Source organism: Microvirga sp. ACRRW (assembly GCF_022346925.1).
Taxonomy (GTDB): domain Bacteria; phylum Pseudomonadota; class Alphaproteobacteria; order Rhizobiales; family Beijerinckiaceae; genus Microvirga.
Window position 1 is genome coordinate 170,939 of the sequence record NZ_JAKRNJ010000006.1, and the last position, 24,986, is coordinate 195,924.

The following is a 24,986-nucleotide window of genomic DNA, read 5'->3' on the forward strand; positions in this document are numbered from 1 at the left end:
GGGATGGTCTTACTCGCCGGGTGTCCAGGGAACGTAGTCGCCAGTGGCGGCTGGGCGCTGGCCTGTCGAGAGCTGGGAGCCCTGCGGACGATAGGCGTAAGGCGTGCCGGTCATGTTGGGGAGATGAGTCTTCTCCCAGGAGCGGGCCGTGTAGCTCTCCTCGCTCGGGGCCACGTCGCCGTTGTGGCAAAGCCAGGCGCGCCAGCCGGGAGGCACGCGGGAGGCATCGGCATCGCCGTTATAGATGACCCAGCGGCGCTCGGCCCCCACATTCGAGTCGATGGGGGTCGCTTGAGTGTAGCGGTAGTACTTGTTGCCGAACTCGTCCTGGCCCACGAACTGGCCCTTGCGCCAGGTAAAGAATCGCGTGCCGAGGGTCTGTCCATTCCACCAGGTAAAGAACTGAGCCAAAAAGGTTTTCATCGCTACCGCCGAGGGGGTTCTCAAAGTTGCGCGGAATATGACTTTTGAGCGCCGCGAAGTCCAGCTTTTCCGCTGCGAAAGCCGCAACTGATTCTCGATTGATTCTTCTTGGGCGATTCTGAGGCGGTTTTTCCCGGATTCACGGGATTTTGCCGCTTGAGCCGGCTTTTTGACCCCCCCTCCCTTCCCTATGGGAAATTGATGCGCCGGCACAACATTTGGGGTCTCTTGTGGGTGGCAAAAACGCAAATCTGAGCCGGCCAAGTTTGACCGTTTGAAAAGTCGAATTTGGATTCTGAGAGGAGTCTCTGAGGCTTAGCCACTTTTCCACATTGTTAACACTTGCCCACTATATATAGTCGGAACAGAAACGTTCGGCACAAGTTCTTGACGTAAGGCTCGCATCACGACTAGCTTGCCGGGGTTCCGATCCGAGACCGGCGACCGGCCCGAAAGGGAGGTCGAAATCTCCCCCGAGTGAGCGTTCCAGAGTCCGTGGCAAGTTGCTTGCCGCGTGAGCTGTGGCGTCTGGAGGGAGACCGTAACTCGGGCGTGGTGCGTGTGGCGATCCGCAAAACGGATCGTTGGGGTATCGAAAAACTTTTTGGGGCTGAAAGCCACAGGGGCAACTTGTGGCGACGGGGACGTTTGTCCCCAAACTTGAGGATTTACAAGATGCGGATCGAGCGGCGCTATACCAAGTCTGGCCAGTCGCCTTATTCCTCCCTCGCCTTCCGGCTCGCCACGAGCGAGATCCGCAATCCGGACGGGTCGATCGTCTTTAAGCTTGAGAACATCGAAGTGCCGGAAACCTGGAGCCAGGTGGCCTCGGACGTTCTCGCTCAGAAGTACTTCCGCAAGGCCGGCGTTCCGGCTCACCTGAAGAAGGTCGAGGAGAACGACGTTCCTTCCTGGCTGTGGCGCTCCGTGCCCGACGAGGCCAAGCTCGCCAAGCTTCCGGAAGACAAGCGCTTCGGCTCTGAGATCTCCTCCAAGCAGGTCTTCGACCGTCTCGCCGGCTGCTGGACCTATTGGGGCTGGAAGGGCGGCTATTTCTCCTCCGAGGAAGACGCCCAGACCTTCTATGACGAGCTGCGCTTCATGCTCGCCAACCAGATGGTGGCGCCGAACTCGCCGCAATGGTTCAACACCGGCCTGCACTGGGCCTACGGCATCGACGGCCCCGGCCAGGGCCACTATTACGTGGACTACAAGACCGGCAAGCTGACGAAGTCGAAGTCGTCCTACGAGCATCCGCAGCCGCATGCCTGCTTCATCCAGGGCGTCGAGGACGACCTGGTGAACGAAGGCGGCATCATGGACCTGTGGGTCCGCGAGGCGCGCCTGTTCAAGTACGGCTCGGGCACCGGCTCAAACTTCTCCAACCTCCGTGGCGAGGGCGAGAAGCTCTCCGGCGGCGGCCGTTCCTCGGGCCTCATGTCCTTCCTCAAGATCGGCGACCGCGCTGCGGGCGCGATCAAGTCGGGCGGCACCACCCGCCGCGCGGCGAAGATGGTCGTGGTCGATGTCGATCACCCGGATATCGAGAGCTACATCGACTGGAAGGTGAAGGAAGAGCAGAAGGTCGCGGCCCTCGTCGCCGGCTCCAAGCTCGCTTCCAAGCACCTCAAGGCCATCATGAAGGCCTGCGTGAACTGCGAGGCTCCTGGCGACGCCTGCTTCGATCCGGAGAAGAACCCGGCTCTGAAGAAGGAGATCAAGATGGCGCGCCGGGTCATGATCCCGGACAACTACATCAAGCGCGTCATCCAGTTCGCGAAGCAGGGCTACACGGATATCGACTTCCCGGTCTACGACACCGATTGGGACTCGGAAGCCTATCTCACGGTCTCCGGCCAGAACTCGAACAACTCCGTCTCCGTGACGGACGACTTCCTGCGCGCTGTCGAGAACGACGGCGACTGGAAGCTCACGGCGCGTAAGGACGGCAAGGTCATCAAGACCCTCAAGGCCCGCGACCTGTGGGAGCAGATCGGCCATGCCGCCTGGGCCTCCGCCGATCCCGGCCTGCACTTCAACACCACCATGAACGACTGGCACACCAGCCCCGCCGGTGGCCGCATCCGGGCGTCGAACCCGTGCTCGGAATACATGTTCCTGGACGACACGGCGTGCAACCTTGCCTCTGCGAACCTGCTGCAGTTCTTCGACCGCGCCGCGCACAAGTTCGACGCGGACTCGTTCGAACATGCCTGCCGCCTCTGGACCGTGGTGCTCGAAATCTCGGTGATGATGGCGCAGTTCCCGTCGAAGGAAATCGCGCAGCTCTCCTACGAGTACCGCACCCTCGGCCTCGGCTATGCCAATATCGGCGGCCTGCTCATGACCATGGGCCTGCCCTACGATAGCGATGCGGGCCGTGCTCTCGGCGGCGCGCTCACCGCCATCATGACCGGCGTGTCCTATGCCACCTCCGCCGAGATGGCGGGCGAGCTGGGCGCGTTCCCGAACTACAAGGCCAATGCCAAGTCGATGCTGCGCGTGATCCGCAATCACCGCCGCGCGGCCCATGGCGAAGCCACGGGTTACGAAGGTCTCTCGGTCAACCCGGTTCCGCTCGATCACGCTTCCTGCCCCGATCAGGACCTCGTCGCTCACGCCAAGCGCGCCTGGGATCAGGCCCTCGAGCTCGGCGAGAAGAACGGCTACCGCAACGCCCAGTCCACCGTCATCGCGCCCACCGGCACGATCGGCCTCGTGATGGATTGCGACACCACCGGCATCGAGCCCGACTTCGCTCTCGTGAAGTTCAAGAAGCTCGCCGGCGGCGGCTACTTCAAGATCATCAACCGCGCCGTGCCGGATGCGCTTCGCGCGCTGGGCTACCGTGAATCCGAGATCGCCGAGATCGAGGCCTATGCGGTCGGCCACGGTTCCATGAAGCAGGCGCCCGCCATCAACCCGGGCTCGCTCGGCGCGAAGGGCTTCACGCAGGACAAGATCGACGCCGTCGAGAAGGGCCTCAAGTCCGCCTTCGACATCAAGTTCGTCTTCAACCGCTGGACGCTCGGCGAGGACTTCCTCACCGGCGCGCTCAAAGTCCCGGCCGAGAAGCTCAACGATCCGTCCTTCGACCTGCTCTCGTTCCTCGGCTACTCGAAGGCCGATATCGAGGCCGCGAACATCCACATCTGCGGTGCGATGACGCTTGAAGGTGCCCCGCACCTGAAGGTGGAGCATTACGCGGTGTTCGATTGCGCCAATCCGTGCGGCAAGATCGGCAAGCGTTATCTCTCGGTCGAAAGCCACATCCGCATGATGGCGGCGGCGCAGCCCTTCATCTCGGGCGCGATCTCCAAGACCATCAACATGCCCAACGACGCCACCGTCGAGGATTGCAAGAACGCCTACATGCTCTCCTGGCAGCTGGCGCTGAAGGCCAACGCCCTCTACCGCGACGGCTCCAAGCTCTCGCAGCCGCTGAACTCGGCCCTCATCTCCGACGAGGACGAGGATGCGGAGGACGCAGCCGAGGCCATCGCCGCCATGCCCGCAGCCGCCAAGGCAGCCCACGTGTCGGAAAAGATCGTGGAGAAGGTTGTCGAGCGGATCGTCGCGATGCGCGAGCGCGAGAAGATGCCCGACCGCCGCAAAGGCTACACCCAGAAGGCCGTCGTCGGTGGCCATAAAGTGTATCTGCGTACTGGCGAATACGATGACGGCCGACTGGGCGAAATCTTCATCGACATGCACAAGGAAGGCGCCGCCTTCCGTGCGATGATGAACAACTTCGCCATCGCGATCTCGCTCGGCCTGCAATACGGCGTGCCGCTGGAAGAATACGTGGAGGCCTTCACCTTCACGCGCTTCGAGCCCGCAGGCTTCGTGCAGGGCAACGAGCGCATCAAGTCCGCGACGTCGATCCTCGACTACGTGTTCCGCGAGCTGGCCGTGTCCTATCTCAGCCGCAACGACCTCGCCCACGTGGACCCCTCGGAAGCTGGCCCCACCACCATCGGCTCGGGCGAAGCCCAGTCGAAGGCGCCGGAAGCAGCCCCCGCAACCGCCATCGTCTCCCGCGGCTTCACCCGCGGTAACGTGGACCGCCTCATGCTGATCCCCGGCGGCGGCGCCGGCAGCACTGGCGGCATCGCTCAGCGCCCGGCTACCGTTGGCGCGAACGCTCTCAAGAGCGAACTCGCATCGCCCGCCCCGCAGGAGCAGGTCGTCGGCGAAGCCGAGATGTCCAAGCTCGCCTTCGCCCCGGCAGCCGCCCCGTCCATCGCGGACAAGCGCGCCGAGGCCAAGATGAAAGGCTATGTCGGTGAATCCTGCCCCGAATGCGCGAATTTCACGCTGGTGCGGAACGGAACGTGTCTGAAGTGCGATACTTGCGGCAGCACGACGGGGTGCTCGTAAAATAAGGACCCCGGAAGCCATTGTGGGCGCTCTTTAGGGTTGGCCAAATTGACCCAATGTGTGTCCGCAAAGTTAGCGGAAAGGTGCCGCACCCCAATTGATAAGCGAAAAGGCCGGATTTCCGGCCTTTTCCAATTCAGCAAGTATGAAGTGTGAGAGTGAAACTTAAGTTCGGCTGGATTCACCCTTCGGCTCTCACACGCGGCCCTCGAAGGTGGTGAAGATCAGACGCCAGCCGTTTCAGTCGTCTTCGAAATCGTCCGGGTCAGCCTGAATCCTCTTCATGTCAGATTTGGCGCCTGGAGCAGTCCAAGCCGCAATGCCTCAGATGTGCCAGAAGCGGCTAGTCAGGCGCGTGTTATGGCATGACGGCAATTGGGCCGACAGCAGTCGGTCCGACTCTAGCGAAAAGCGCTAAATAGCTGTCTGAGAGTGGAACCAAAGTTAGACTGGATTCACCCTTCAGCCTGACTCGATTGACACAACAGCCCGCCGCAGTTGCATGCGACGGGTTTTGTTTATCGACTGACGGAACATAGAAAACGCAGAACAATCCTGATGTATTCAGGCAACACCGACTGATATCTGCTCAATTATCTGCTCAATCAACGAACAAACGCCTGGCTTGCCTTCTGCCGACAGACATCCTGAAAGTGCGGAGATGTTCGACCATGTGCAAACCAGCAAAGCTAGAGCGTTACTGTTGGATGGGTGAAAGTGGTCCTCCTATTGCGCTAGAAGCATTACCTGAAGATTCCGGCTTTAACGGGTACCTTGGATTTACATCAGGTCCACAGGTTGCTGGCATTTGCCTGCTTGCTCGATCTCTCGCATCGCCCCACGTTCGCTCCGTACTATTGACTGACAAAGAGGGGGAAACTCACGTCGATCTGATGCTTGAAACAGGCCGGCTTCCTCTCGGTCGTCAACACCACCACTTCTTCAGCACCCTCCGATCATCAAGTTTGGCACGAATTATCTCGCGTAATTCAAATGGTGTGGATGAAGAGTACATGGCCCCCATACTTATAGTTGACGACATCTTGGCACTTGATGCTTAGGCGTGCATAAATCCCGCCTCGGAGGTATCTATGGCGAAGGGTTTACGCATGTATCGCGCAAGAAGCGCGACGGGGGATGTCCTAAGAATCTCAGAGCTTCAAAAGGGACAGCCCGTTTGGTGCAACTGCTGTGGCACGCCCGTAATCTTTACCAACGGATATCGGCGAGGTGACGGTATTGAGGTCTCTCCCTATCTCCGCCTCAGCCCCCTCCACGATCATACCGAGGTATGCAAGTACAGCGTCACATCTCAGTTACAAACATTAGCAGCACTAGGACAAAGCTTAGAAGAACACCGACGTCCAATATTGGCCTTGGACGAGTCGAAATACGTATTTCGACTCAATATTCTAAAAGATGAGCTCGACGCACTACCGCGCCTCGAAGGAAAGCCATCCCCCGAAGTCGTGCGTCAGAGACATGTTCAAGTTTGGTCGGGACGTACGCTGGAACCATATTGCCGTTCAGCAGTAGGACTCGCGAAAATTGCAGCGCTGCTCGAGGAGAAGGCTGAGCTAAGTGCTCTAGTTTCGATTCGGCACCGTGGCCGGACGATCAAATGGGCAGATTTCTTTTTTGGGGAAGACAGCAGCCCAAGACTTTTAAAGCTACTCAGAAGTGAAGACTACCAGAATGCAAAATATCCTGTCGCCGTTCTAGTTAGACCCACAAAACTCTGCCCTTCAACGAACGGGCGGGCAGAACATATCCAGTGTGGTCGGGAAATCGTTGAGGATGAGCCGAGAACCCTTATGATCCCGCGCCTGTATGGCCTTCCTAAGATCCTAAAAAGCGTCAGGGCCAATGAGGACTATATTATCTTTGGCGATTGGTATGCATCAAAGCCCAAGGATGATGTCGGCTCTAATGCCGACCCCACCCCTCATAATGCGGTCAGCTTCGAAAACATCTCCGTAAACCTCCACCAATCTGCGCAACTCTGCGCACTGGAGGACGAATAGCCGAAAAAATCGTTAGATGTCTTCGCCGCTCGTTATCACGCCAATGCTTTCTAAGCGCGCGATGGGCGTTTCGAAGTTCTTGGGAGCGCCCAGATTTTAGCTGGTTGAGAACAACCAATCTCCCCGCAAAACGAAACTGAACTCCGCGAATGCGCGAAGATCGAACGACATCGGAATTTACACTTCAAAAGCGAGAAACTTGCATGCCTTTAAATGACACCCAGATACGTTACTATGATAGTAACGTCTTACGTTTGCCCGCTGAGAAGCGGAAGGAATATCATGCTCAGGTCGATAGGCTGATCGAAGAGCTCAGTAAAAATGTTCGCTCAAAAACCGAGATCAATATAACTAAGGTCGTGAAGGCTGGCTCCTTCGCAAAGTTCACGATTCTCAGAAAGACAAGCACCGATCCGGTGGATGTTGATGTCGTATTTTATATCTGTGGCAAAAGCGCTGATACCGAGACAATCGAGAGCCTTAGTGAGACGCTTCACGAACTCCTCATCAAAATATACCCGACAAAGTCCGTAGCCGACTTCGAGATACAGCGTAAGGCAGCAACTGTCACTTTCGTTGGCTCAGGCCTGAGCGTCGATCTCGTTCCTGTTATCGAGGATGCGAATAACCCGGATTATGGGTGGCAATATGACATTCAAGATGGCTCGAAGATGCAGACCTGCGCTCCGTGCCAGATTAAGTTTGTTCGTGATCGGAAAAATAAAGATGGCGACTTCCGGACATTAGTTCGTATGGCCAAGCGTTGGAGAAACCATGCTGAACTCAAACCGCTCAAGTCATTCGCCATCGAACTGGTCATGGCCTACATCCTTGATAGGGACGGCAATAGCGGTTCCATTGAGGAACGGTTCCGGAAATTTCTCCTTTACATCGCGCAGACGGGACTGAAAGAGCCGATCTCATTCCCGGAGAATAGGCTCCCACTGGGATACTTCACGGATCCGGTCGTCATCATCGACCCCGTTTGCAGCGCCAACAACGTGGCCAGTCGGATTACAGAATCTGAGCGAGCCGAGATTGTTGAGGCCGCTCAGCTGGCTTGGGAAACAGCGAATTTTGCGTCCGCCGAAGGTGACATCGCGGTCTGGAAGGAAATCTTCGGACCTCGTTTCCGGATCGAGGAGTGAGGCCATGAGTTCCACCAACACTGTAACCGAAACCTATTCGACAGTCGACGTCGAGAACGTGATCAGGCGAGTCACTGCCGATCTCGTGATGATTGCAAGCAGCACCGGAGGATGGACCGAGACAAAGGCGCGCGAGTATGCACATGACGTCGAACTCCTCGCCAAGAAGGGCTATCTCAAATGGGTTGACGTGACCCTGCTGAGCAACGGCTCTGAGATCAAAGCCACCCGCTTTGAAGTGAATACTGCGGCGGGAGACCTCATCATGAGCCGCCCAGGCGGGGTTCTCTGGCCGAAGGTCAACAATCCAGAACTGCGCATCGTGATCAGCTATACGGCCGCTTATACCGACGAGGCCCGCGCCAGCCTGCGTGATCAGCTTAAAATCGGGTGGACGCCGAGCAGCGCCGACACGAGCCACTCTCAATTGACGGTGAGCCATGGGCGCGACTACGCCAGCAACGGGTTCGGCGTCCAACGCAAGGATTACAGCCGATGAGCCAGCCCTCGATCTTCGACAGCGAAACCCCGCTCCCTGATGAAAAGCTCTTCTCTCGGGAGCAGACCCTTCTGGGGTTCGAAGCCCGCTACAATCGCATCCGTGACCAACTCCGCCTGCTACTCAGCCTGGGTGAGCTGGCGGCCTGGAGCAAGAAACATCATGGCGAGAGGCTCGCGATCTGCAATCTTGTGGCGGAGCAGTATCCCCTTGTCGTGTTTCATGGAGACGTCGGCACCGGTAAAACTGCCACGGCCGAATGCGTCGCTAACCGTTTGGTTGCCGAGGGTAAGTCCGAGGACTCAATCCTATTCAAGCTCAGCAACCGGGTCCGCGGCAGCGGCAAGGTGGGTGAGATGGGGACGCTTATAGCCGAAGCGTTCCATAAGGTGACGCAATCGGCGGGGAAATCCCGCCGGGCAATTCTCATCATCGATGAAGGCGACTCCTTGGCGAGCGGACGCTCCCAAGAGCATAGCCATCATGAGGATAAGGTAGCAGTCAACACGCTTATACAGTGCATAGACGATCTTCGTCGATTTGGTGGAAGGGTGGTCGTTTTCCTATGCACTAATCGGCTTTCCGTCCTTGATGCCGCAATCCAACGCAGAGCGGCTATTGTCGAAGAATTCCAGCGCCCAAACAGTGACGAGCGGCACCAATTATTTAATATGGATCTCAAGGACCTCGGGCTTTGGGATAGCCAAACCAGGGATCTTGTCGAGATCACCGGGCCCAACTGTGGAAGTCCTGGCTGGACCTATTCCGACATACGAACGCGCCTTTATCCTGCGGCTCTTGCGATGGCCTTCCCCAACGAGCCATTACGCTTTGAGCACCTAAAAAAGGCAGCGGCGTCGTTGCGACCTTCTCCTGTCATGGAGGACAAGTAGTGTCCAAGTCCCCCCTTTTAGGTAGACGGATCCATATTGCCGGCAGCATCGCTAGCGATCTCGCTAATGCCCCCTCTGAGGATGTGGCTCAAGCCCGGGAGTTAGTAGCCCAGCTGGTGAAGGAGCTTATCAAAAAAGGCGCCACATTCGTTGTACCCGTCGATACAGAGAAAACTAGGGATGCTGACGGACACCCTATCTGCTTCGACTGGCTAATATGGGAAACAATCCATAAGAACTTGACGAAGCGTCCCGCAACCGCTTCCAGCCCTCTCGTCGTTGCGGTTCAACACCACAAAAGCGAAGAGCAAATCCCCTCTCAATTCACAGAGCTGTGGGATAGTCTCCGGGGCTCGGATTTAGTGAAAATCGAGAATGCCGCTCACTGGAACATGGCCAGCAAGCGAATGGAGGCTCAAGCCCAGTGGGGCGATATCCTCATTGCTCTCGGCGGCAGTGAAGGTGTTCTATTCTTAGGAAATCTCTATCACGATGCAGGCAAGCCAGTTATTCCCCTGCCTCTTAAGCTCTGTCCTGAGGGAACAGGTGCGCGTCGGCTGTTCAATTTTGGATTGACTAGCAGCAACACTGAGCGGCTCTTCCAGACAGAGGGGACCACAGACCCTCATAGTTGGATCAATCGAATCAACTTTCCGTCTCGCAAAATGACAGGGGAACGGGTCGCCGACCTGATTGATCTCCTTGAAGCATTAGCGCGACCGAGGGCATTCGTCGTCCGGCTCCTTAATCCAGACTTTTCGGAGTTCCAGGAGGTCCAGAACTTCTTCGACACCGTTGTCGAGCCGATTGTCGAGGGAGAGCTGGGATATAAAATGGTCATTGTAGATGGGAAGCAGCGCTACAAGGCTGCCCGAATTGACGAAGACATTTTCACGAAGTTGCATAAGAGTAGCGTTGTCCTCGCCGACATTACTGCGTCACGGGCAAACTGCTTTCTCGAATTTGGATATGCGCTTGGCCGAGGCCTACCAACGATGTTGATGGCTAAAGAGGGAACAAGTCATCCATTCGACATTACAAACTTTTCAGCCCTGCACTGGAAAACAACAGGCTCCGTGGAGGAGCGCCGCCGCGCCTTCCGCGAGCATTGGGATGCCATTCAGAGCCGCCCACACATTGTCCCAACGGAGCCACTGATCCCATGAGTGGTCGAAGAGAGGTCTTCATATCAGTAGACGTGGAAACATCTGGGCCAATCCCAGGTGAATACAGCCTCTTAACGATTGGAGCCTGTTTGGTCGAGGACGATCAACAGGCCTTCGCTTGTCGGCTCAAGCCAATCAATAGGAACTTCGTTCCAGAGGCTATGGAAACAACAGGACTCTCACTAAGCGAGTTGGAATGCGATGGATTACCGCCAGAAGATGCTATGAACCGTTTTCGCGTTTGGATTCAGGATGTATCCGGCTCTGACTCCATTTCGGTATTCGTGGGGCTCAATGCGCCATTCGACTGGTCATTCATTAATTACTATTTCCACAAGCACCTGGGGGAGAATCCGTTTGGCTTCACCGCACTCGACCTCAAAGCCCTATATATGGGTGCTACTGGATGTGGCTGGTACGATACAAGATCAAGTCAGATGGATCGTACGCTCAAGCCGCGTCAATCAGCAAATCATGATGCTCTTCAAGACGCGAGATACCAAGCGGAGCTGTTTCGCCTGATCAGGGCTGGGCGCCCAGCCATCTGAATCGCTACCGCTTGGCGGGTAGGACGTCCGATTCGTTGAAACCCCATTTGAAATGGATACCGAAAAGTCCTTGTGTAAAGCGGTTGATTACCTGCTTTGGAGGCTGGCTCCAGGGCTTCTGGCTTACGTCTGTAACTTACAACGCACGGCTCACCTATTGGCGAGCATCCGACGCTACCTAGACCTCTTTCGAAGGCACTGGATAAGACCCTACAGTAGATTATTTAATTCTTGACCTATTTGAACACTCTGCCCCTTCTTTCCATACAGGCAATGACCGAATTCTCCTCAACCGTTTACGTCAATTCCATCTTTTGGATCACGGCCCTCAAACCTGAGGATATGGGTGCGACGAACCGCATCTATGACGATCTCATCCATTACCTACCCTCGGTTGGTATACCGTTCAACACCTTCGAGGTGAGCACGGCTGGTGACTTCCTATTGGCTCTAGACACAATTGCCGAGTCCGCAAGGGGCGGCCTCAAGCCCATTTTACATCTCGATGCTCATGGATCTAATGATAAAGGGATTCTGATTGCTGGGTCCGGCGAATACGTCTCATGGAATGCAGTCTTCGACAAACTGCGGGCAATCAATATCGTCACCGGCAACAATCTGTGTGTCATCTCCTCGGCATGCTTCAGCATGCAAATTGCGCGCCGCATCGAAGCTCCGGTTGCGGCTCCTTTCTTCCTCCTAGTCGCGTCTGACAAAGAGGTCTCCGTCGGATTCATCGACGACAAGATGACAGCGTTCTATAAAGAGGTGTTCGACGGCGGGAATTTAGTAGAAGCTTATCGCAAGTACCTCTCCTCTGATCTTACGCTCTTCCACTGTGAACGTCTCCTAGCGATTGCTATTGCCAAGCTATGGGCGGACCTAGTGGGCCAAGCTGGGGATAGGACACGTGAGGACATGCTCACCAACGCCTTCAAAGAGGGCATTCCTAACACTAGATACTTCAGGAGAATGGGACGCCGGATTATCAAAAAGATGGCTCGTCCAAGCCAGGACTTCATTGATAGTCAGGTCGCACGCTTCCTAATGGGCAAACCCGTCGGCTTCGACAAAAATAGTCTTATGAAAATGATCAGGGAAGAACAGGGGAAATAAAGACCCTGCTGGTCCGGCAACGTAGGAATAACGAGGTGGCAGACCAGCATCTTACCTTGGGATCCTGCTCCACGTAATGATCAGAAAGAGGCAAATCACTGGCAATCTACGCTAGTGCTTCTGAAGCGCCTATATGCTGTCCCGTAACGTTTCTTCGTCTACATGTTGTGAGTCGGGCTATCTTAACCCATAAGGGCTTACATTGGCTTTGATACAATTTTTATACCCAGCTAACTGTAGGGTGACTATAGTTGGGCGTGTAGTTTTGCGATCATCCGATTAGATTTCCCAGACTATGAAGTTCATCTCTAACGGTCCGAATATTCCTGACGAACTTCTCCTTGCTCGCGACGCTGGGGACGTGATCCTTTTTTGCGGCGCAGGAATAAGCCAGGCCGAGGCAAAGTTGCCGAATTTTGCCGATCTCGGGCAAAAGGTTATCAACGCTCTGGGAGCAGCGCAGGACAGTCGCGCCCGAGCTCTTCTAAAGAGAGCACTTGAGCTTAAGCCAATGCCAGGGGTTGGCGGCCTTGTAGCGACTGATCGTGTGTTCGGGCTGCTCGAGCGAGAGTTTGAGGTCGCGGACGTCCGTGCGGCAGTAGCGGCAGCCATCGAGCCCGCCTCCGATGCCAAACTTGATGCTCATCGCGTGTTGCTTGATCTCGCTACCTCTCGCGGTGTCACTCGTTTGGTGACAACCAACTTCGATCTTCTCTTCGAGGCATGTGACCCGACTTTACCTAGTTATGGGCCGCCAAATCTGCCTGATCCACACAGCGACCGTGATTTCCGCGGGGTCGTACACCTTCATGGCCGTGTTGACGCCCAGTACCGGAGGGCACAAGATGACGAGTTCGTCGTCTCCAGTGCCGACTTTGGCCGAGCCTACTTATCAATAGGATGGGCCACACACTTTATTCAACGGCTTCTCTCAAGGTTCCAGATTTTATTTATAGGATACTCCGCTGATGATCCTCCCATGCAGTATCTGTTGGAGGGGCTGAACCTAAAAGCTGGCACTCAGAACAGGCTTTACGCTCTTCAAGACGGCGAGCATCGTTCCGCGATTGCTCTGTGGGAGCATCGAGGCGTTCAGGCGATCCCTTTCGATAGCAGCAATGGTTTCTCGCCGCTTTGGGACAGTCTCCGGGCGTGGGCAGAACGCGCACGAGATAATAGAGCTTGGTACGGAAGGGTCTTGTCCCGAGCAACGATGAGCCCAGAACTCCTCACTCCGCACGAACGTGGTCAAGTCGCCCACCTTCTTCTGACCAACGAGGGCGCCAAGAAGCTCACGGCGGGGCCTGAGCGGCTTGGATCCAAATGGCTCCTCGTCGCTGATCCGGCCCAACGGTACGCAGAACCAAAGCTATATACTTCAGCAAATGATGACATTCCGTTCGAACCTTTTGACGCACTGAGCCTCGACAGTGATCCACCACCAGAGCCTACTAACCGCGAAGATGTTTTCCGGAAGCGCGAGATCCCTAGTGGTGCAATCGATATCTTTGCGCCGAACATCCTAGACCATGGGCGCGGGGAGCATTCCCCCCACGCGATGGTTCATGGACCAAAGAGCCAGTACCACGCTGAGTTATCACCCCGCCTAGTACAAATCGGAATATGGCTCCGGCAAGTCGCACATGAGCCTACGGCGTTATGGTGGGCAGCGCACCAGTCTGGACTGCACCCCTCGATCACGCGTGATATCGACTGGGCACTGCTGCATCAGTCGCAACGCTTCCCTGATCACATTCTCCGTCAATGGCGCCTACTCCTGTCTGCTTGGGCCGACCAGCGAGAAGATCCAAGTATGCGGAAGTACAGAATTGAACAGATGGCACGTCAAGAGGGGTGGACTGCATCTCTCGTCCGGGAGGTCGCCGCCCTCTACCGTCCGAAGCTAAACGTCAAACCATCGTCCGGAATCCCGCATCCACTTGCGTGGACGGACAAGGATCGACCTGATGATATTGTCCATGTGGATGTCGACTATCCGCACCCGCACCAGCGCGTGGAACTGCCAGATGAGTTCGTTGCCTATGGAGTGCAGTGTTTCCGGACAAACCTAGAGCTAGCGATTACTCTTGAACAGGAGATCTCAGGTAATGACTGGCTCTACCTGCAAACGAGCCGCGCCATCGATGGCGGTCCCGAGCTTTTAGAGACTGCTTACGGATTGACCGGGCCTGTCATCCACTTTCAAAATCTAATGGCCCGCCTCATGAAGCTGGATATCAATGCAGCGCGGGAGCAAGCTCACTCTTGGCCTTCAAAAGACGAACATGTTTTTGCTCGTCTGCGAATCTGGGCAACCGGAGCCGGACTCTTGCCTCCTGGCGAAGTCTTTTTAGGGCTCTCGGATCGCGTTTTTTGGGGCTCGGTCCATAAGCGCGACCTCTTATATGCAGTGCGGGATCGCTGGGCCGATCTGTCGCAGGACGATAGAGAGGCATTAGAGCGGCGGATCCTGACTGGATCATACCCTTGGGACGTGGAGATTTCGGGCGGATACGATGAGGAAAACGCGCGCGAGCGCCTGGATCGACTGCATTGGCTATCAACCCACGGCGTGAAATTTACCTTTGATCTGCATGAAACAATGCAGACGTTGCGTTCATATGCTCCGAGGTGGACCACGAATGCAGGTGATGAGGCGGCCGCCTCGAATGCTCCCGAAGTCTTCTCTGTCGCGACGGATACCAGACCGGATCCCATTCTTGAGACACCGCCCGCGAATATCTTGCGTCACGCCGAAGAGGTGGGAGGATTAGACTTCTCCACGAGAGCGGAGCGTGAGCCATTCCGAGGGTTGGTGGACCTGAAGCCAGTTTTAGCGCTCCGAGCGCTAAGCCACGAAGCCCAGTCTGGAGCTGCTCCGCGGTGGGCATGGTCAGCGTTTCTACGGCCTGAGGTCCGTTCGAAGGACCCAATACGAATGATCCGGGCTATCGCAGGACGTTTGGAACGCTTGCCCCCCGAAGCCCTAAGAAATATCGCCTATCCTGTGTCTGAATGGATGAAAGCTATCTCGGGCCGCTTATATAGCGACGCTTCTGGTTTGCTTCCTGCCTTATGGGACCGAATGATGACGGGGCTCAAATCCTCGCCAGCGGAGCATCGGCACCGAGTCAATCGATCATGGGCCGACGATGCCCTCAATGCCCCAGTCGGAAAACTTTTCGATTTTCTACTCAAAGATCCGGCAAAGGATGGGATCAGGCCCGGTGCTGGGTTCCCCTCTCATTGGACCACTCGAATTGACGATCTCCTCGCTTTACCCGGAGACATGCGGCGACACGCGCTTGTGATGCTCGGATTTCAGATCAATTGGCTATTCACGATTGATCCTTACTGGACAGAGCGGCAGTTGCTCGCGCATGTCGGCGATAACGGACCAGACGGTGACGCAATTTGGGACGGTATGCTTTGGGCAGGGCGGCCTCCTATGAGGTCGTTGTATCCTGCTCTAAAGGACGCACTACTCACTCGGACCCTGAAAACTAAGCGCCGGAGTGAGAACACAAATCTGGCTAGTTTTCTCTTGTTCGGTTGGGCGAACCAAGCACCAACAGGAGAAAAGTTACTTACCGACATTGAGCTGCGCGAAGTCCTGATCCATACGGATGACGACTTTCGCCAGCAGCTGCTGTGGCAGCTGGAACGATGGTGTGTAGAGCCGGATAGTTCTTGGCGGGAAAGAGTTATTCCGTTTTTTAGCCACGTATGGCCGAAGCAACGAGCTCTTCGCACCCCGTTTATGTCTGGTCACTTGGCGAACTTCGCACTTGCCGTCGGAGATCTCATGCCAGCTGTAGTGGAATTGATCGTCCCGAGGCTCGTACCAATTCGAAACACACCACTACGATTTGAGTATATAGGTGAAGCGTCTGACATTCATCCAGCGAGAGGCCATCCAGTTTCGACGCTTGATCTATTATGGGCAGTCTTAGGTGAAGATGCATCAACATGGCCATACCAGATTGAGAGCGCTCTCGATCTGTTGGCACAAGCATCGGAAACTGCTTTAGACTCACGTCTTTCCGAACTACGTCGCCGAATGGATCTGTCTTAGGTTCGATGAATACTATTTGGGCAGGTCTCAGGAAATTCTTGCATCATAGCAGTTCGGTAAGGCAGCGAGATGTTGAACTGGCTGCCCTCGTGAGCACACACGGAAAGATTGTAGAAACTACGGGTTGCGCCTAATGCCCCTTCGCTGGTTAGATGCCAGGACTGCCCGCTACAACTTCGACGACCGAAGGCACTCCTCGCCACACTCAGTCAACCTGTCGATGAAATCAGCGGGCGCAGGCTGGTTATTGTGACGATCCGGTGCATCGGAGCGACTCATGTAATCGATCAGAGTGGAGACGATGCGCTTGGCTTCGCCTTGCGGCCACCACGCCCCCAAAGCTGCGGCTAGTCCGGCGTCACCGTCGAGATCGTACAAATCGTTGACAAGAAGCGGTGCAACCCGCGCCAAGCTCTTATCGGACGTTGCGAAAATGTATCGCCGCCGTTCCTGCTCACTTTTAAGGACCCGCTCGGCGAAATCGCTCAGATACGTGATATCCCATGCTGCGTTCTTGGCTCCCTCTATAGCGCGATCACGGTCGGGGGAACGGAGGTATTTTATGAGCCTTTTACGGCTTCCGTTTGGCGAGAAATATAGAGATGCGAAGAGCGCAGCAGGTCCTGCCAGTAAGAAGTCCTGGTACAGCCAATGAAGCAGTTGCAGGGCTTTCTCGATATGAGGAAGGGGTTTGAGTTCGAGCTCGGCGATTTTCAAAGCGACGATGTAATTTCGTCTCCAGCGGTTAAGCGGGTAACTCAGATCCCTTTTCGCGTCTTCGCCAAGGTGTCGTTGTGGGCTCGCCGAAAAACTGCTCCGGCGCCCCAACGCAGCCTCGATCCATTCCCAGGTGTCGTGGTTGTCGGCGGTACGGAACCAGGCCAGCTCTTCATACGCCAGATCACTGCCGCCATGGTGGGCGAGCTCATGAAAGGCAATCGATGGTTCCATGAGCATGTCCATGGCTTTCGCGAATGCCAGCACATTGACGGCATTCTTCATAGGTTGGTCAGGGGCGCCCCCCATGCCGTCCCTCTGCGCCCGAGCCATGCGCGAGACCAGATTTCGGTCCGGTAAGATCACCACGTCATACTGCTCGTATTCCTGGGTATACATGAATCCGCGCAGATCCATGAGGCCTACTTCTGGAGGAATGTACCCAGGAACGAAGATCTTCGCATCTTCAATAGACTTCCCGATTTCGGCGACCTCATCGAATGGGAAACCGCGACGGAATGATATGAACACGTCTTCCATGGAATCTAACTTCAGTCTGCTATTGTGTCACGAAGCTAGCCATACACCCATTTACCTTCAACGAGGTCAATCGACCGTGGACGGGGATCCGAGAACACGGTCTCCCCGGGCCTCCGTCCCCTCGCCTATGAGATACGGAGGTCACCGATCTCGTCGCACCGAACCGCCTCGCGCAGGACATTCTTCTGAATCTTCTCCATGGAAGTCTTGGGCAGGCCATGAAGGACCACCCTCCTCGGACACTTGAATCTTGCGAGTCCGCTGCGTTTCCGGCAGTCTGATCGGCGCCCTCCCCGGCTCTGACGAGGACCACAATCCCGAGACGAAGGGTCGATGGCTTCAGTGATGGGTGACCGACCGTACATCTCCGCCGAGCAGCGGGCCGAAGTCGCGTGCTTCATCGAGGATCTGACAGTTTCGCATGAAGCTGGGTGGTATTGCTTGATTTCCCTTCATGGCGGCGGCTCGCCTGAGGCCATGAAGGGAAGTCTGGCGAAACTATCCCGTCATGGAAAAGGTCGAACTGATGGAGAGCCTGCTCGACCGTGGTGTTCTGGACGAGGACGTCGCGTCTCGAAGCAGCCAGGTCGCTGCCGTGCAACCGGACCTGCGGAATCCAAGCTGTCACGCCAGCCTGGGCATCTGTCTTCACCCACCTTCATCAGCATCCTTCACTAGTTCAATGTGAATGATGCTGATCCCAAGCGGCTCAGACGCCTCGTCGTCACCTATCACGTCACCGGGCGGCACTCCTCGATCTTCGAAGAAGGCAAAAGACCTCAATAAGTGAGAGTTGATTGAAGGACTGAGAGCTCTGAAAGACATCGTCTCCCAAAATCTTTGCTGGCCGCGCTTGGCTGGATAAGTAACGCCAAATGTTACATCCATAAGTTCGTCGACAAGTTCAGACCAGGGATCCCTACCGCCGGCCGCAGCTGGGCGCCCCGCAGCTCCACAAGCCATACGCATCAACGAAGTACCGAGGCTCGGCTTTCGGCGAGAATTCATTCTCTGTGCCGTCGGGACCTGGAACCAATTACGCTGCGCTCCATGCAGATCGATGCCGCCAAAGCGGCAACCATCTGCCATTACGCCGGGGCAGCTCGGGTCATTCAGGTTTCGCGGGTGCGGTTTATATCCCATCGGCAGCGTGAACACAGGCCACCTAAGGTACAGGTTGCGTTGAGCCTTTCCGCTTGGGTCGAGGGAAATGTGTCCCGTCTTGGTAACCAACTTCGCCTGCGTAAGAGTAGCCCGTCGGTCCACCACGTTGCCGGCTTGAATGAGGTCAACAACAATAAGTAGGTCTCCGAGCTCACGTCGCTCTGACTTCCCGGTGATCACATCCATAAAGTCGACGATCGGGCTGCCGTGGATCAGAATGGCTCTCGACGCTACTTCGATATTGAGCGGTGCCAAGATCGGCGCCCATGCTGTGGCGACCTGTGAGGCGCCTGCAATCACCGTTGCATGGGCAGCTTTCACCTCGCTGAGCGGTGGAGTACTGAATACAGGCGCGCCATACTTCAAGGCATTCACGATGAGGGCATTGGCTGTCGCCTCTAAGGCTAAGGCGTTGACGGGGTCGAGAGTTAGCAAGGTTCTTCCCTGAACATCAGATTACCTGTTTTACCGCCGACAAGCCCTAAGTAGGATGGTAATTTCGGCCACGGTCGTTGATGGGGACACGTGGAGCAATTCGGTCGAACAGCCATTCGAGCTTTATTCGGTGCTTTGGATCATCGAGAGACCGAAGTTCGGCTGCAAGATGATGGAGGACGCAAATCAGGATTTCCCGCGACGACATTCGCGCGTCGAACGGAAGGCTCTCGGGCCGTCCGCCGTACTCTGAAAGGAATTGCCTGAACTCCGCCGGATCGCCCTGCCACCGCATCGTGTCGAGAAAGCCGTCATAGAAAGGATCTAGGAAGCGGAGTTCTCTGTCCGGCATAACCGGGAAATTGATCGCATTCAGTTCCGGCACCTCAGGATCAAGCAGCAAGCGGGGGTAAATCGCTATCTTTGACTCCAATTCATATGCCCGGACGAGCCCTGGACCGAAGACAGACTTTGTATCGTGGTAGACATCCCCGATTGTTAAAGCCCCTCTGATGAAGAAGCCCCACAATGCAAGTGCTACCTGAATTCGGGACAGCGTCTCCAGAAAGTCTTGGATGACTTGGGAGTCATGAGGGATCGATATGACGACATTATCGGAGAACGACGAAAGCTGTCCGCCCAGTTCTTCGAATGCACCTTTGGTAACCCCAAGGGCAATGGTCACCAGGCGCAACTGAGCAAGACGATGCGGATTGCTCGCGGCTCGTTCAATCTTGTCTTTCCACCCGAGCACGTCGAAGTACGCGATAAGCCGTTTTTCGTAGCTCGCCTCGCCCATGCACGACAAGTGATCGTCGATCACAACCAATGCCCTTCGTTACTGTCGACCCTGCTTATTTGGGGCCTTGAACTGTCATTTGAGTCTGACCATCGGCGCCTCGCGCTCTGGAAGCATAGTCTAATTCTGTCAGTCGCCCCGCTCAAGGTCTGATGCCTATAAGCTGGAACTGTGGTCCGAGATAGGGCTTAAGTGCATCATGCTTGAGGGCGTATCGCAGGCTTCTTCCTCCTGATTGCCTTATCGCCCTCCAAAAATCGCGTAATGGGCACCCTGAGACCTTCTGCAAGTTTTGCGGGGGTATCGATCGTTGCAGCCTTCTGCCCTCGCTCGATGGAGGACAGATAGGCGCGGCTCATCCCGAGCTGAGCGGCAAGCTCTTCCTACCTGATGCCGAGCTGTACGCGCAACTCCTTCACGTTCCGCCCGAGAAGCGCCCTATGGGGAAGCACATTCGAATGATCGGCCACTGGATCGACGGCTTTCACGCACCTGAGGATTCAATCCTTCAACTGAACGTCGATTCCACCATTTGTGCAAGGGGCAAGCTCGGCACAAGGTGTGGCATCGTCACAAAGCCGCTCCCGGTTCCTCCAACTTTCCTGGACTGGACATGACCGAGCACTGACAGGCAAATGACGTGCGAGATCAAGCGACCGCTCGTGCAGCTTTGGGATGGAATGAATATGGGACCAGAGCACCCAGTCTTCGCGTAGAAGAGACCGAGAAATTCAGGAGCTTGACTCCCAGCGGCAAAGTTGCCCCCTATAGAGTACAGAGCTAGCGAACGGCTCACGCGACCAAGACAGCTATGAACCCTGAAATCGTGCAAGCCACCATGGGCGCTGCCGCGCCTTCGAGGCCGCCACCTCCAGCGGCCTTCGTGTAGCACTCCGGGCTGGGAGGGGCCGATCAGTGTATGCGTCATGTCCATACTTGCCTCTCCCGCTACCAGCACCAGTGCCGCCACATACCCGATGCCCGGCTGTACGGGTTTTAGCTCCTTCAAGACCTCTCGGCCCATCCTCTATGCAGGATCACGACGAGTGGGAGTGAGGTGAGCTCTTTTAGCGAATTGTCTGCGTCGCAAGCCGCATTGGCTAGCCTTTCTAATTCTCCTCAGCATTGGCAGCTCAGATTTTGAACAGTGCCTGGGAGGCGGCATAAGTGGGGCGATAGGCGGGGCCAGTTCTATGTCCCCTCGACCCTATTTTGATCGATCAGTTTCGACGCACCCCGACACGTCGCTTTCGCACGGGGGCCTTCGGCTCAACAACAACTTCAATGCCCCCTGTCGAGAGGAGCCTGTCGTACCAATGGCCCTGATCGCCTCGAATGATCTCGTTCGCCTGACGTACGAGATGGCCTATGTCCCGCCGCCCCTGCCCTTTTCCAAGGAGGGATTTCACTTCCTCAAACCTTCCTTGGTCGAGGAGGCCGGAAGCAGAGGTCCCACCCTGTATCTTGCGATCTAGAAGAGATCGATTGGTCTCTGCACTCCCGGTGTCTATGTACGCGAGCGCTTCGTGGAGGTTCGATAGCCTATCGACCGCCGCCTGTTCGGGCACCGCACCTGATCGCCATTCGTGGAGATCCTGAACAGAACATTCAAGGCATCGGGCCAGCCGTTCCCAGCTCCAACCTGTCATACGCCTCGCGGATGCGAGCATCGCGGGAATGCAATCATCATCTGCTACCATAAGGCTCACCACTCACCATGGCACCGCTTCTCGTTATTAACGTGGGTGGCCCGCACGTTGTGGGCAAGTCGCTTATGGATATCGCTTCGCTATTCCTGCATCGGCTAAGAATAGACCTCTATCCAAGAGGACCCGGTAGGATAAAATGTCTACTGAAGACTACGACTACGATTATCCAGTGCACAGCTATGACGCCAAATATGAAGCTGTCATGGCTCGTCATAGAAGGCAGAGGAACCTCGCGCTAGCCAGCATTATCCTCGCTAGCGTGGTAGGAGCCACACTAGGTTTTCTGATGAAAAACTCAGGCTTTTAAGCCGCCCCCAGATTGTTCCGATCCTGTCTTCTCGGGTTAACCTGTTGGCGATGAGCAGGTGGGTAAAATCGATCTCAAGAACCTTAGGGTTCATGAATTGAGGGCCTGGAGATCGAAGAGTGCAGGAGCAGGCAGACCTTTTTCTGGGAGATCAGAGCTCCGAGGCGATCCGTATCCCGCCACTGGGGGATACGTCTCATAGCGAAAGGCGCAAGGCGCTACGCCTGAAGGCTGACGACTTCGAAGCTGCGGCACAAATTCTTGAGACGACAGGCGAGTATCGGGTTCTCCGCAGATTGAAGCCACGCCCGCTCGCCCCTCCCCGTCTCCTCAATGAGAACGAACGAATTGGTGTCATCGTCGATACCGAGACAACAGGCTTGGACCACACCAAAGATGAAATCATCGAGTTGGGCATGGTCGCATTCGTCTATGATGACAAAGGCTGTATCGGGGACATCATCGGCACCTTCAGTAAACTGCGGGAACCGTCGATCGCTATAAGCCCTGAGATCACCCGGATCACAGGTATCACGACAGAGATGGTGGCCGGCCATTCTCTAGACGCTGACGAAGTTCGTGAGTTCATCGCGCCGGCCCACCTCGTCATCGCTCACAATGCCCGCTTTGATCGGCCCTTTTGCGAGCGCTTAACCCAAGAATTTTCCCACAAAGCCTGGGCATGCTCGCACGTTGAGATTCCGTGGGCAGACCTAGGTTTCGAGGGCTCAAAGCTCGGATACCTACTCAGCCATTGCGGCTGGTTTCATCAGGGCCATCGCGCTGTCGAGGATTGCCACGCTCTTCTCGAGGTTCTCGCAACCCCGGTGACTGCTGAAGGCAGATCGCCATTGGCACATCTGCTCACATCGGCAGAACGATCCGTCATCCGCATTTGGGCGGAAGGTAGCCCGTTTGATATGAAAGATGCACTGAAGAAGCGCGGCTATCGCTGGAACGATGGCACGGATGGTCGCCCCAAATCCTGGTTCATTGAGATTCCCGACGAAGCGCACACGGCAGAGTTGGCGTTTCTTCGGCAAGAAATCTATCGACGGGATGTTGAGCCATATACTCAACGAATGACAGCCTTCGAACGGTTCCGGACGTTGCCTTAACTATTTCTCACCTCAAGCAATCATTACATTGGTTTTTGGCGGCTCGACTAGTCACCACAACCGATATGCCGGCAGGCTAAGAAATGCAGATAGAGGATGTCGATCTACCGCAAAGACACCTCTCGCGGGCAGACCAAAGGCAAACCTTGACCACCACACTTTGGTGCGCGACCTTGAGCGAGTTCCACTGAGAGCTCGCAATGACCCTTCATCAGCACATACAGAAGCACTGGAAGACTGCCGCAGTTGTCGCAGTGGTGGGCATCATTGCCTATAGCATCTCGTACTTCTGGTGAGGTGCGAGCACTGCGGCCTCAGCAGCCTATCCGCTGCTTGATGGAATCGACCTGGGACCTCGATCGGCACACGTTCTCACAGGGAATGCCGTCGTCATCAGCATCTGCCCGGCTGTATCCACCGCACCACATCTCGACGGCCTCCTCACATGAGCTGGCGGCTTTGCAGCTTCGACGCTGAGCCACGACGAAATCTTTAACCCGTTCGACGGTGGGTTTGGCCGGCTCGTTCAGCAGGCCTCCCGCCGCTTGAACCGAGCCAGCCATTATCATTGCGGTCAGAACCACAGCGCGTCTCGTTCTCATGATAGGCCCCTAGCCTCTTGGAGCACGCCACCCGGCGGCTTTTGCTTCTTCTTCAGTGCAGAACCAACGTTCCCCGTCGGCTTCGTTGATGACTGTCTTCGCGTAGTTTCTGCTGCCTGGCAGGTGATAGACCTTGCCTGATCCTGATATGTTGCCCTTGATCGCGCATTTTCGTTCCGCGCCCGTTGAGGCTTCGGACGACAAGCGCTCTCCCTTGCGCCATTCCCACGGCTTGACGAACTTTCCCGCCCACAGGCCACGATGTGACGCTTCCGCTCCAGCTTCATCCTTGGTGTATCGGCCATCAGAATACTGCGTGTACTGAAGCGCCCAACCCTCCCGGACCAGCTCTGCGTTTAGCTCCTTGCCGTTGGCACGGCAGACAGCCACGATGCGCCCATAGCGGTCCCGATCCTCTTCATGGCAGGACACTCGGCCATTACGACCAATGATCGAGGCCAGCGCTTCCGCGGCCTTTGAACCGCACAGGTAACGTTTCCCGTATGCATTCTCACAGGTCTGCTGGCTTTCTGGAGCATCGACGCCATACAGGCGGATGCGGGATGACCGTCCCTCAATGGCGATGGTGTCGCCATCGATGACCTCGGCGCGGCCCGAGAGACTTTGGGCAGTGGCAGGCGAAACGAGGAGAAGTAAGCTGAGGCAGGCAATATTTAGCTTCATTCGGGCACTCTGCTCTAATTCAGCTCTCCAAGCCAGATGGCCGACACTTCGACTGTTTGAATGCGGCAGGCCGCGGCACCTGATGGCTGACCTAAAGATCTATTTGGATGGTGGCATGGCATTGTTTATGCAAAGCCATGCCACTTACGAGATTAGATAGATTCTTTGAGGTCCTTGGCAGGCCGGAAGGCGATTTTCTTCGACGCCTTGATCTTCACAGGCTCACCCGTCTGAGGGTTGCGTCCCATACGCGCCGCTCGCTTGCGCACCTGTAGGATGCCGAGGCCCGACAGCCGAATTTTGTCGCCCTTCTTCAGGCTCTTGGCGATGATTTCGACCACCTGCGTCAGCATCTCGTTCGCCTGACGCTTCGGCAACTCATGGATCTCTGACAGGATGTCGGCGATGTTGCGCAGCGTCAGGATGCCATTCGATGTTGCAGCGGTTTTCACTGCCTTCTTTGGCACCTTGGCGGCTGCCTTCGTAGCTGTCTTGGATGCTGTGGCTTTGGCAGGCTTCTTGGCCGCCTTTGCAGCAGTTTTCGTCGCTGTCTTCGATGCGGCTTTGCGCGCCGGAGCTTTCTTGGTTGCAGCCTTTGCCATTGAAGATCCCTCGTAAGAACTGTTGGTATGTTGGCTC

The 24,986-nt window shown here is 56.0% G+C and carries 19 protein-coding genes and 1 pseudogene; 12 read left to right on the forward strand and 8 right to left on the reverse strand.

What is annotated here, in order from left to right:
- Positions 1–9: 9 nt before the first annotated feature.
- Positions 10–423, reverse strand: coding sequence for an NADH:ubiquinone oxidoreductase subunit NDUFA12 (locus tag MHY87_RS15070; protein WP_239353099.1), 414 nt, complete (start codon positions 421–423; stop codon positions 10–12).
- A 675-nt stretch (positions 424–1,098) separates the two neighbouring features.
- Here MHY87_RS15070 and MHY87_RS15075 point away from each other — a divergent pair.
- From MHY87_RS15075 to MHY87_RS15115, 9 genes are all read left to right on the forward strand, one after another.
- Positions 1,099–4,803 (forward strand): vitamin B12-dependent ribonucleotide reductase, encoded by a 3,705-nt coding sequence (locus MHY87_RS15075; RefSeq protein WP_239353102.1) that lies wholly within the window; start codon positions 1,099–1,101, stop codon positions 4,801–4,803.
- A 1,376-nt stretch (positions 4,804–6,179) separates the two neighbouring features.
- On the forward strand, positions 6,180–6,827 hold the full coding sequence (locus MHY87_RS15080) for a hypothetical protein (RefSeq protein WP_239353103.1): 648 nt from the start codon (positions 6,180–6,182) through the stop codon (positions 6,825–6,827).
- 149 nt (positions 6,828–6,976) lie between these two features.
- Positions 6,977–7,975, forward strand: coding sequence for a CBASS oligonucleotide cyclase (locus MHY87_RS15085; RefSeq protein WP_239353105.1), 999 nt, complete (start codon positions 6,977–6,979; stop codon positions 7,973–7,975).
- Positions 7,976–7,979: 4 nt separating this feature from the next.
- Positions 7,980–8,474, forward strand: a complete 495-nt coding sequence (locus MHY87_RS15090) for a hypothetical protein (protein WP_239353106.1) — start codon at positions 7,980–7,982, stop codon at positions 8,472–8,474.
- On the forward strand, positions 8,471–9,367 hold the full coding sequence (locus MHY87_RS15095; protein WP_239353108.1) for an ATP-binding protein: 897 nt from the start codon (positions 8,471–8,473) through the stop codon (positions 9,365–9,367). The genes MHY87_RS15090 and MHY87_RS15095 overlap by 4 nt, the downstream gene beginning before the upstream one ends.
- Positions 9,367–10,533 carry a hypothetical protein gene (locus MHY87_RS15100; RefSeq protein ID WP_239353111.1) on the forward strand — a complete coding sequence of 389 codons (1,167 nt, stop codon included), beginning with the start codon at positions 9,367–9,369 and terminating at the stop codon, positions 10,531–10,533. Before MHY87_RS15095 ends, MHY87_RS15100 begins: the two co-directional genes overlap by 1 nt.
- Positions 10,530–11,081, forward strand: a complete 552-nt coding sequence (locus tag MHY87_RS15105) for a 3'-5' exonuclease (protein WP_239353114.1) — start codon at positions 10,530–10,532, stop codon at positions 11,079–11,081. Before MHY87_RS15100 ends, MHY87_RS15105 begins: the two co-directional genes overlap by 4 nt.
- 273 nt (positions 11,082–11,354) lie before the next feature.
- On the forward strand, positions 11,355–12,197 hold the full coding sequence (locus MHY87_RS15110; protein ID WP_239353116.1) for a hypothetical protein: 843 nt from the start codon (positions 11,355–11,357) through the stop codon (positions 12,195–12,197).
- A gap of 295 nt (positions 12,198–12,492) precedes the next feature.
- Positions 12,493–16,272, forward strand: a complete 3,780-nt coding sequence (locus MHY87_RS15115) for an SIR2 family protein (RefSeq protein WP_239353119.1) — start codon at positions 12,493–12,495, stop codon at positions 16,270–16,272.
- 168 nt (positions 16,273–16,440) lie between these two features.
- On the opposite strand, the gene MHY87_RS15120 is transcribed toward MHY87_RS15115, so the two are convergent.
- A complete protein-coding gene (locus MHY87_RS15120; RefSeq protein ID WP_239353122.1) occupies positions 16,441–17,529 on the reverse strand; it encodes a hypothetical protein in 1,089 nt (362 codons plus the stop codon).
- Positions 17,530–17,874: 345 nt separating this feature from the next.
- Here MHY87_RS15120 and MHY87_RS15125 point away from each other — a divergent pair, with 345 nt between their 5' ends.
- On the forward strand, positions 17,875–18,207 hold the full coding sequence (locus MHY87_RS15125; protein ID WP_239353125.1) for a 4-hydroxyphenylacetate 3-hydroxylase C-terminal domain-containing protein: 333 nt from the start codon (positions 17,875–17,877) through the stop codon (positions 18,205–18,207).
- Here MHY87_RS15125 and MHY87_RS15130 read toward each other — a convergent pair.
- From MHY87_RS15130 to MHY87_RS18985, 3 genes and pseudogenes are all read right to left on the reverse strand, one after another.
- The gene (locus tag MHY87_RS15130) at positions 18,178–19,128 is read right to left on the reverse strand and encodes a hypothetical protein (protein ID WP_239353128.1); all 951 of its coding nucleotides are present in this window, start codon (positions 19,126–19,128) and stop codon (positions 18,178–18,180) included. The genes MHY87_RS15125 and MHY87_RS15130 overlap by 30 nt on opposite strands.
- 46 nt (positions 19,129–19,174) lie before the next feature.
- Positions 19,175–19,951, reverse strand: coding sequence for a hypothetical protein (locus tag MHY87_RS15135; protein WP_239353131.1), 777 nt, complete (start codon positions 19,949–19,951; stop codon positions 19,175–19,177).
- A gap of 173 nt (positions 19,952–20,124) precedes the next feature.
- A pseudogene (locus tag MHY87_RS18985) lies at positions 20,125–20,298 on the reverse strand (helix-turn-helix domain-containing protein); the annotation flags it as partial.
- Positions 20,299–21,243: 945 nt separating this feature from the next.
- On the opposite strand from MHY87_RS18985, the gene MHY87_RS15140 reads away from it, so the two are divergent.
- The gene (locus MHY87_RS15140) at positions 21,244–21,402 is read left to right on the forward strand and encodes a hypothetical protein (RefSeq protein ID WP_239353134.1); all 159 of its coding nucleotides are present in this window, start codon (positions 21,244–21,246) and stop codon (positions 21,400–21,402) included.
- A 660-nt stretch (positions 21,403–22,062) separates the two neighbouring features.
- Positions 22,063–23,061, forward strand: a complete 999-nt coding sequence (locus tag MHY87_RS15145; RefSeq protein WP_239353136.1) for a 3'-5' exonuclease — start codon at positions 22,063–22,065, stop codon at positions 23,059–23,061.
- A gap of 314 nt (positions 23,062–23,375) precedes the next feature.
- Here the strand turns inward: MHY87_RS15145 and MHY87_RS18760 are convergent, their stop codons facing one another.
- The 3 genes from MHY87_RS18760 to MHY87_RS15160 form a co-directional block, all read right to left on the reverse strand.
- Entirely contained in the window at positions 23,376–23,663 is a 288-nt protein-coding gene (locus tag MHY87_RS18760) for an excalibur calcium-binding domain-containing protein (RefSeq protein ID WP_370644947.1), read from the reverse strand.
- Positions 23,664–23,672: 9 nt separating this feature from the next.
- On the reverse strand, positions 23,673–24,347 hold the full coding sequence (locus MHY87_RS15155; RefSeq protein WP_239353138.1) for a thermonuclease family protein: 675 nt from the start codon (positions 24,345–24,347) through the stop codon (positions 23,673–23,675).
- 152 nt (positions 24,348–24,499) lie between these two features.
- Positions 24,500–24,949 carry an HU family DNA-binding protein gene (locus MHY87_RS15160; RefSeq protein WP_239353140.1) on the reverse strand — a complete coding sequence of 150 codons (450 nt, stop codon included), beginning with the start codon at positions 24,947–24,949 and terminating at the stop codon, positions 24,500–24,502.
- Positions 24,950–24,986: the final 37 nt, after the last annotated feature.

What these genes read in the sequence shown, in the direction of transcription:
- MHY87_RS15070 (WP_239353099.1), bottom strand. Translation starts at nt 423, where the DNA reads ATGAAAACCTTTTTGGCTCAGTTCTTTACCTGGTGGAATGGACAGACC.
- MHY87_RS15075 (WP_239353102.1), top strand. Translation starts at nt 1,099, where the DNA reads ATGCGGATCGAGCGGCGCTATACCAAGTCTGGCCAGTCGCCTTATTCC.
- MHY87_RS15085 (WP_239353105.1), top strand. Translation starts at nt 6,977, where the DNA reads ATGCGCGAAGATCGAACGACATCGGAATTTACACTTCAAAAGCGAGAA.
- MHY87_RS15090 (WP_239353106.1), top strand. Translation starts at nt 7,980, where the DNA reads ATGAGTTCCACCAACACTGTAACCGAAACCTATTCGACAGTCGACGTC.
- MHY87_RS15095 (WP_239353108.1), top strand. Translation starts at nt 8,471, where the DNA reads ATGAGCCAGCCCTCGATCTTCGACAGCGAAACCCCGCTCCCTGATGAA.
- MHY87_RS15105 (WP_239353114.1), top strand. Translation starts at nt 10,530, where the DNA reads ATGAGTGGTCGAAGAGAGGTCTTCATATCAGTAGACGTGGAAACATCT.
- MHY87_RS15110 (WP_239353116.1), top strand. Translation starts at nt 11,355, where the DNA reads ATGACCGAATTCTCCTCAACCGTTTACGTCAATTCCATCTTTTGGATC.
- MHY87_RS15115 (WP_239353119.1), top strand. Translation starts at nt 12,493, where the DNA reads ATGAAGTTCATCTCTAACGGTCCGAATATTCCTGACGAACTTCTCCTT.
- MHY87_RS15120 (WP_239353122.1), bottom strand. Translation starts at nt 17,529, where the DNA reads ATGGAAGACGTGTTCATATCATTCCGTCGCGGTTTCCCATTCGATGAG.
- MHY87_RS15125 (WP_239353125.1), top strand. Translation starts at nt 17,875, where the DNA reads ATGGGTGACCGACCGTACATCTCCGCCGAGCAGCGGGCCGAAGTCGCG.
- MHY87_RS15140 (WP_239353134.1), top strand. Translation starts at nt 21,244, where the DNA reads ATGGCCCTGATCGCCTCGAATGATCTCGTTCGCCTGACGTACGAGATG.
- MHY87_RS18760 (WP_370644947.1), bottom strand. Translation starts at nt 23,663, where the DNA reads ATGAGAACGAGACGCGCTGTGGTTCTGACCGCAATGATAATGGCTGGC.
- MHY87_RS15155 (WP_239353138.1), bottom strand. Translation starts at nt 24,347, where the DNA reads ATGAAGCTAAATATTGCCTGCCTCAGCTTACTTCTCCTCGTTTCGCCT.
- MHY87_RS15160 (WP_239353140.1), bottom strand. Translation starts at nt 24,949, where the DNA reads ATGGCAAAGGCTGCAACCAAGAAAGCTCCGGCGCGCAAAGCCGCATCG.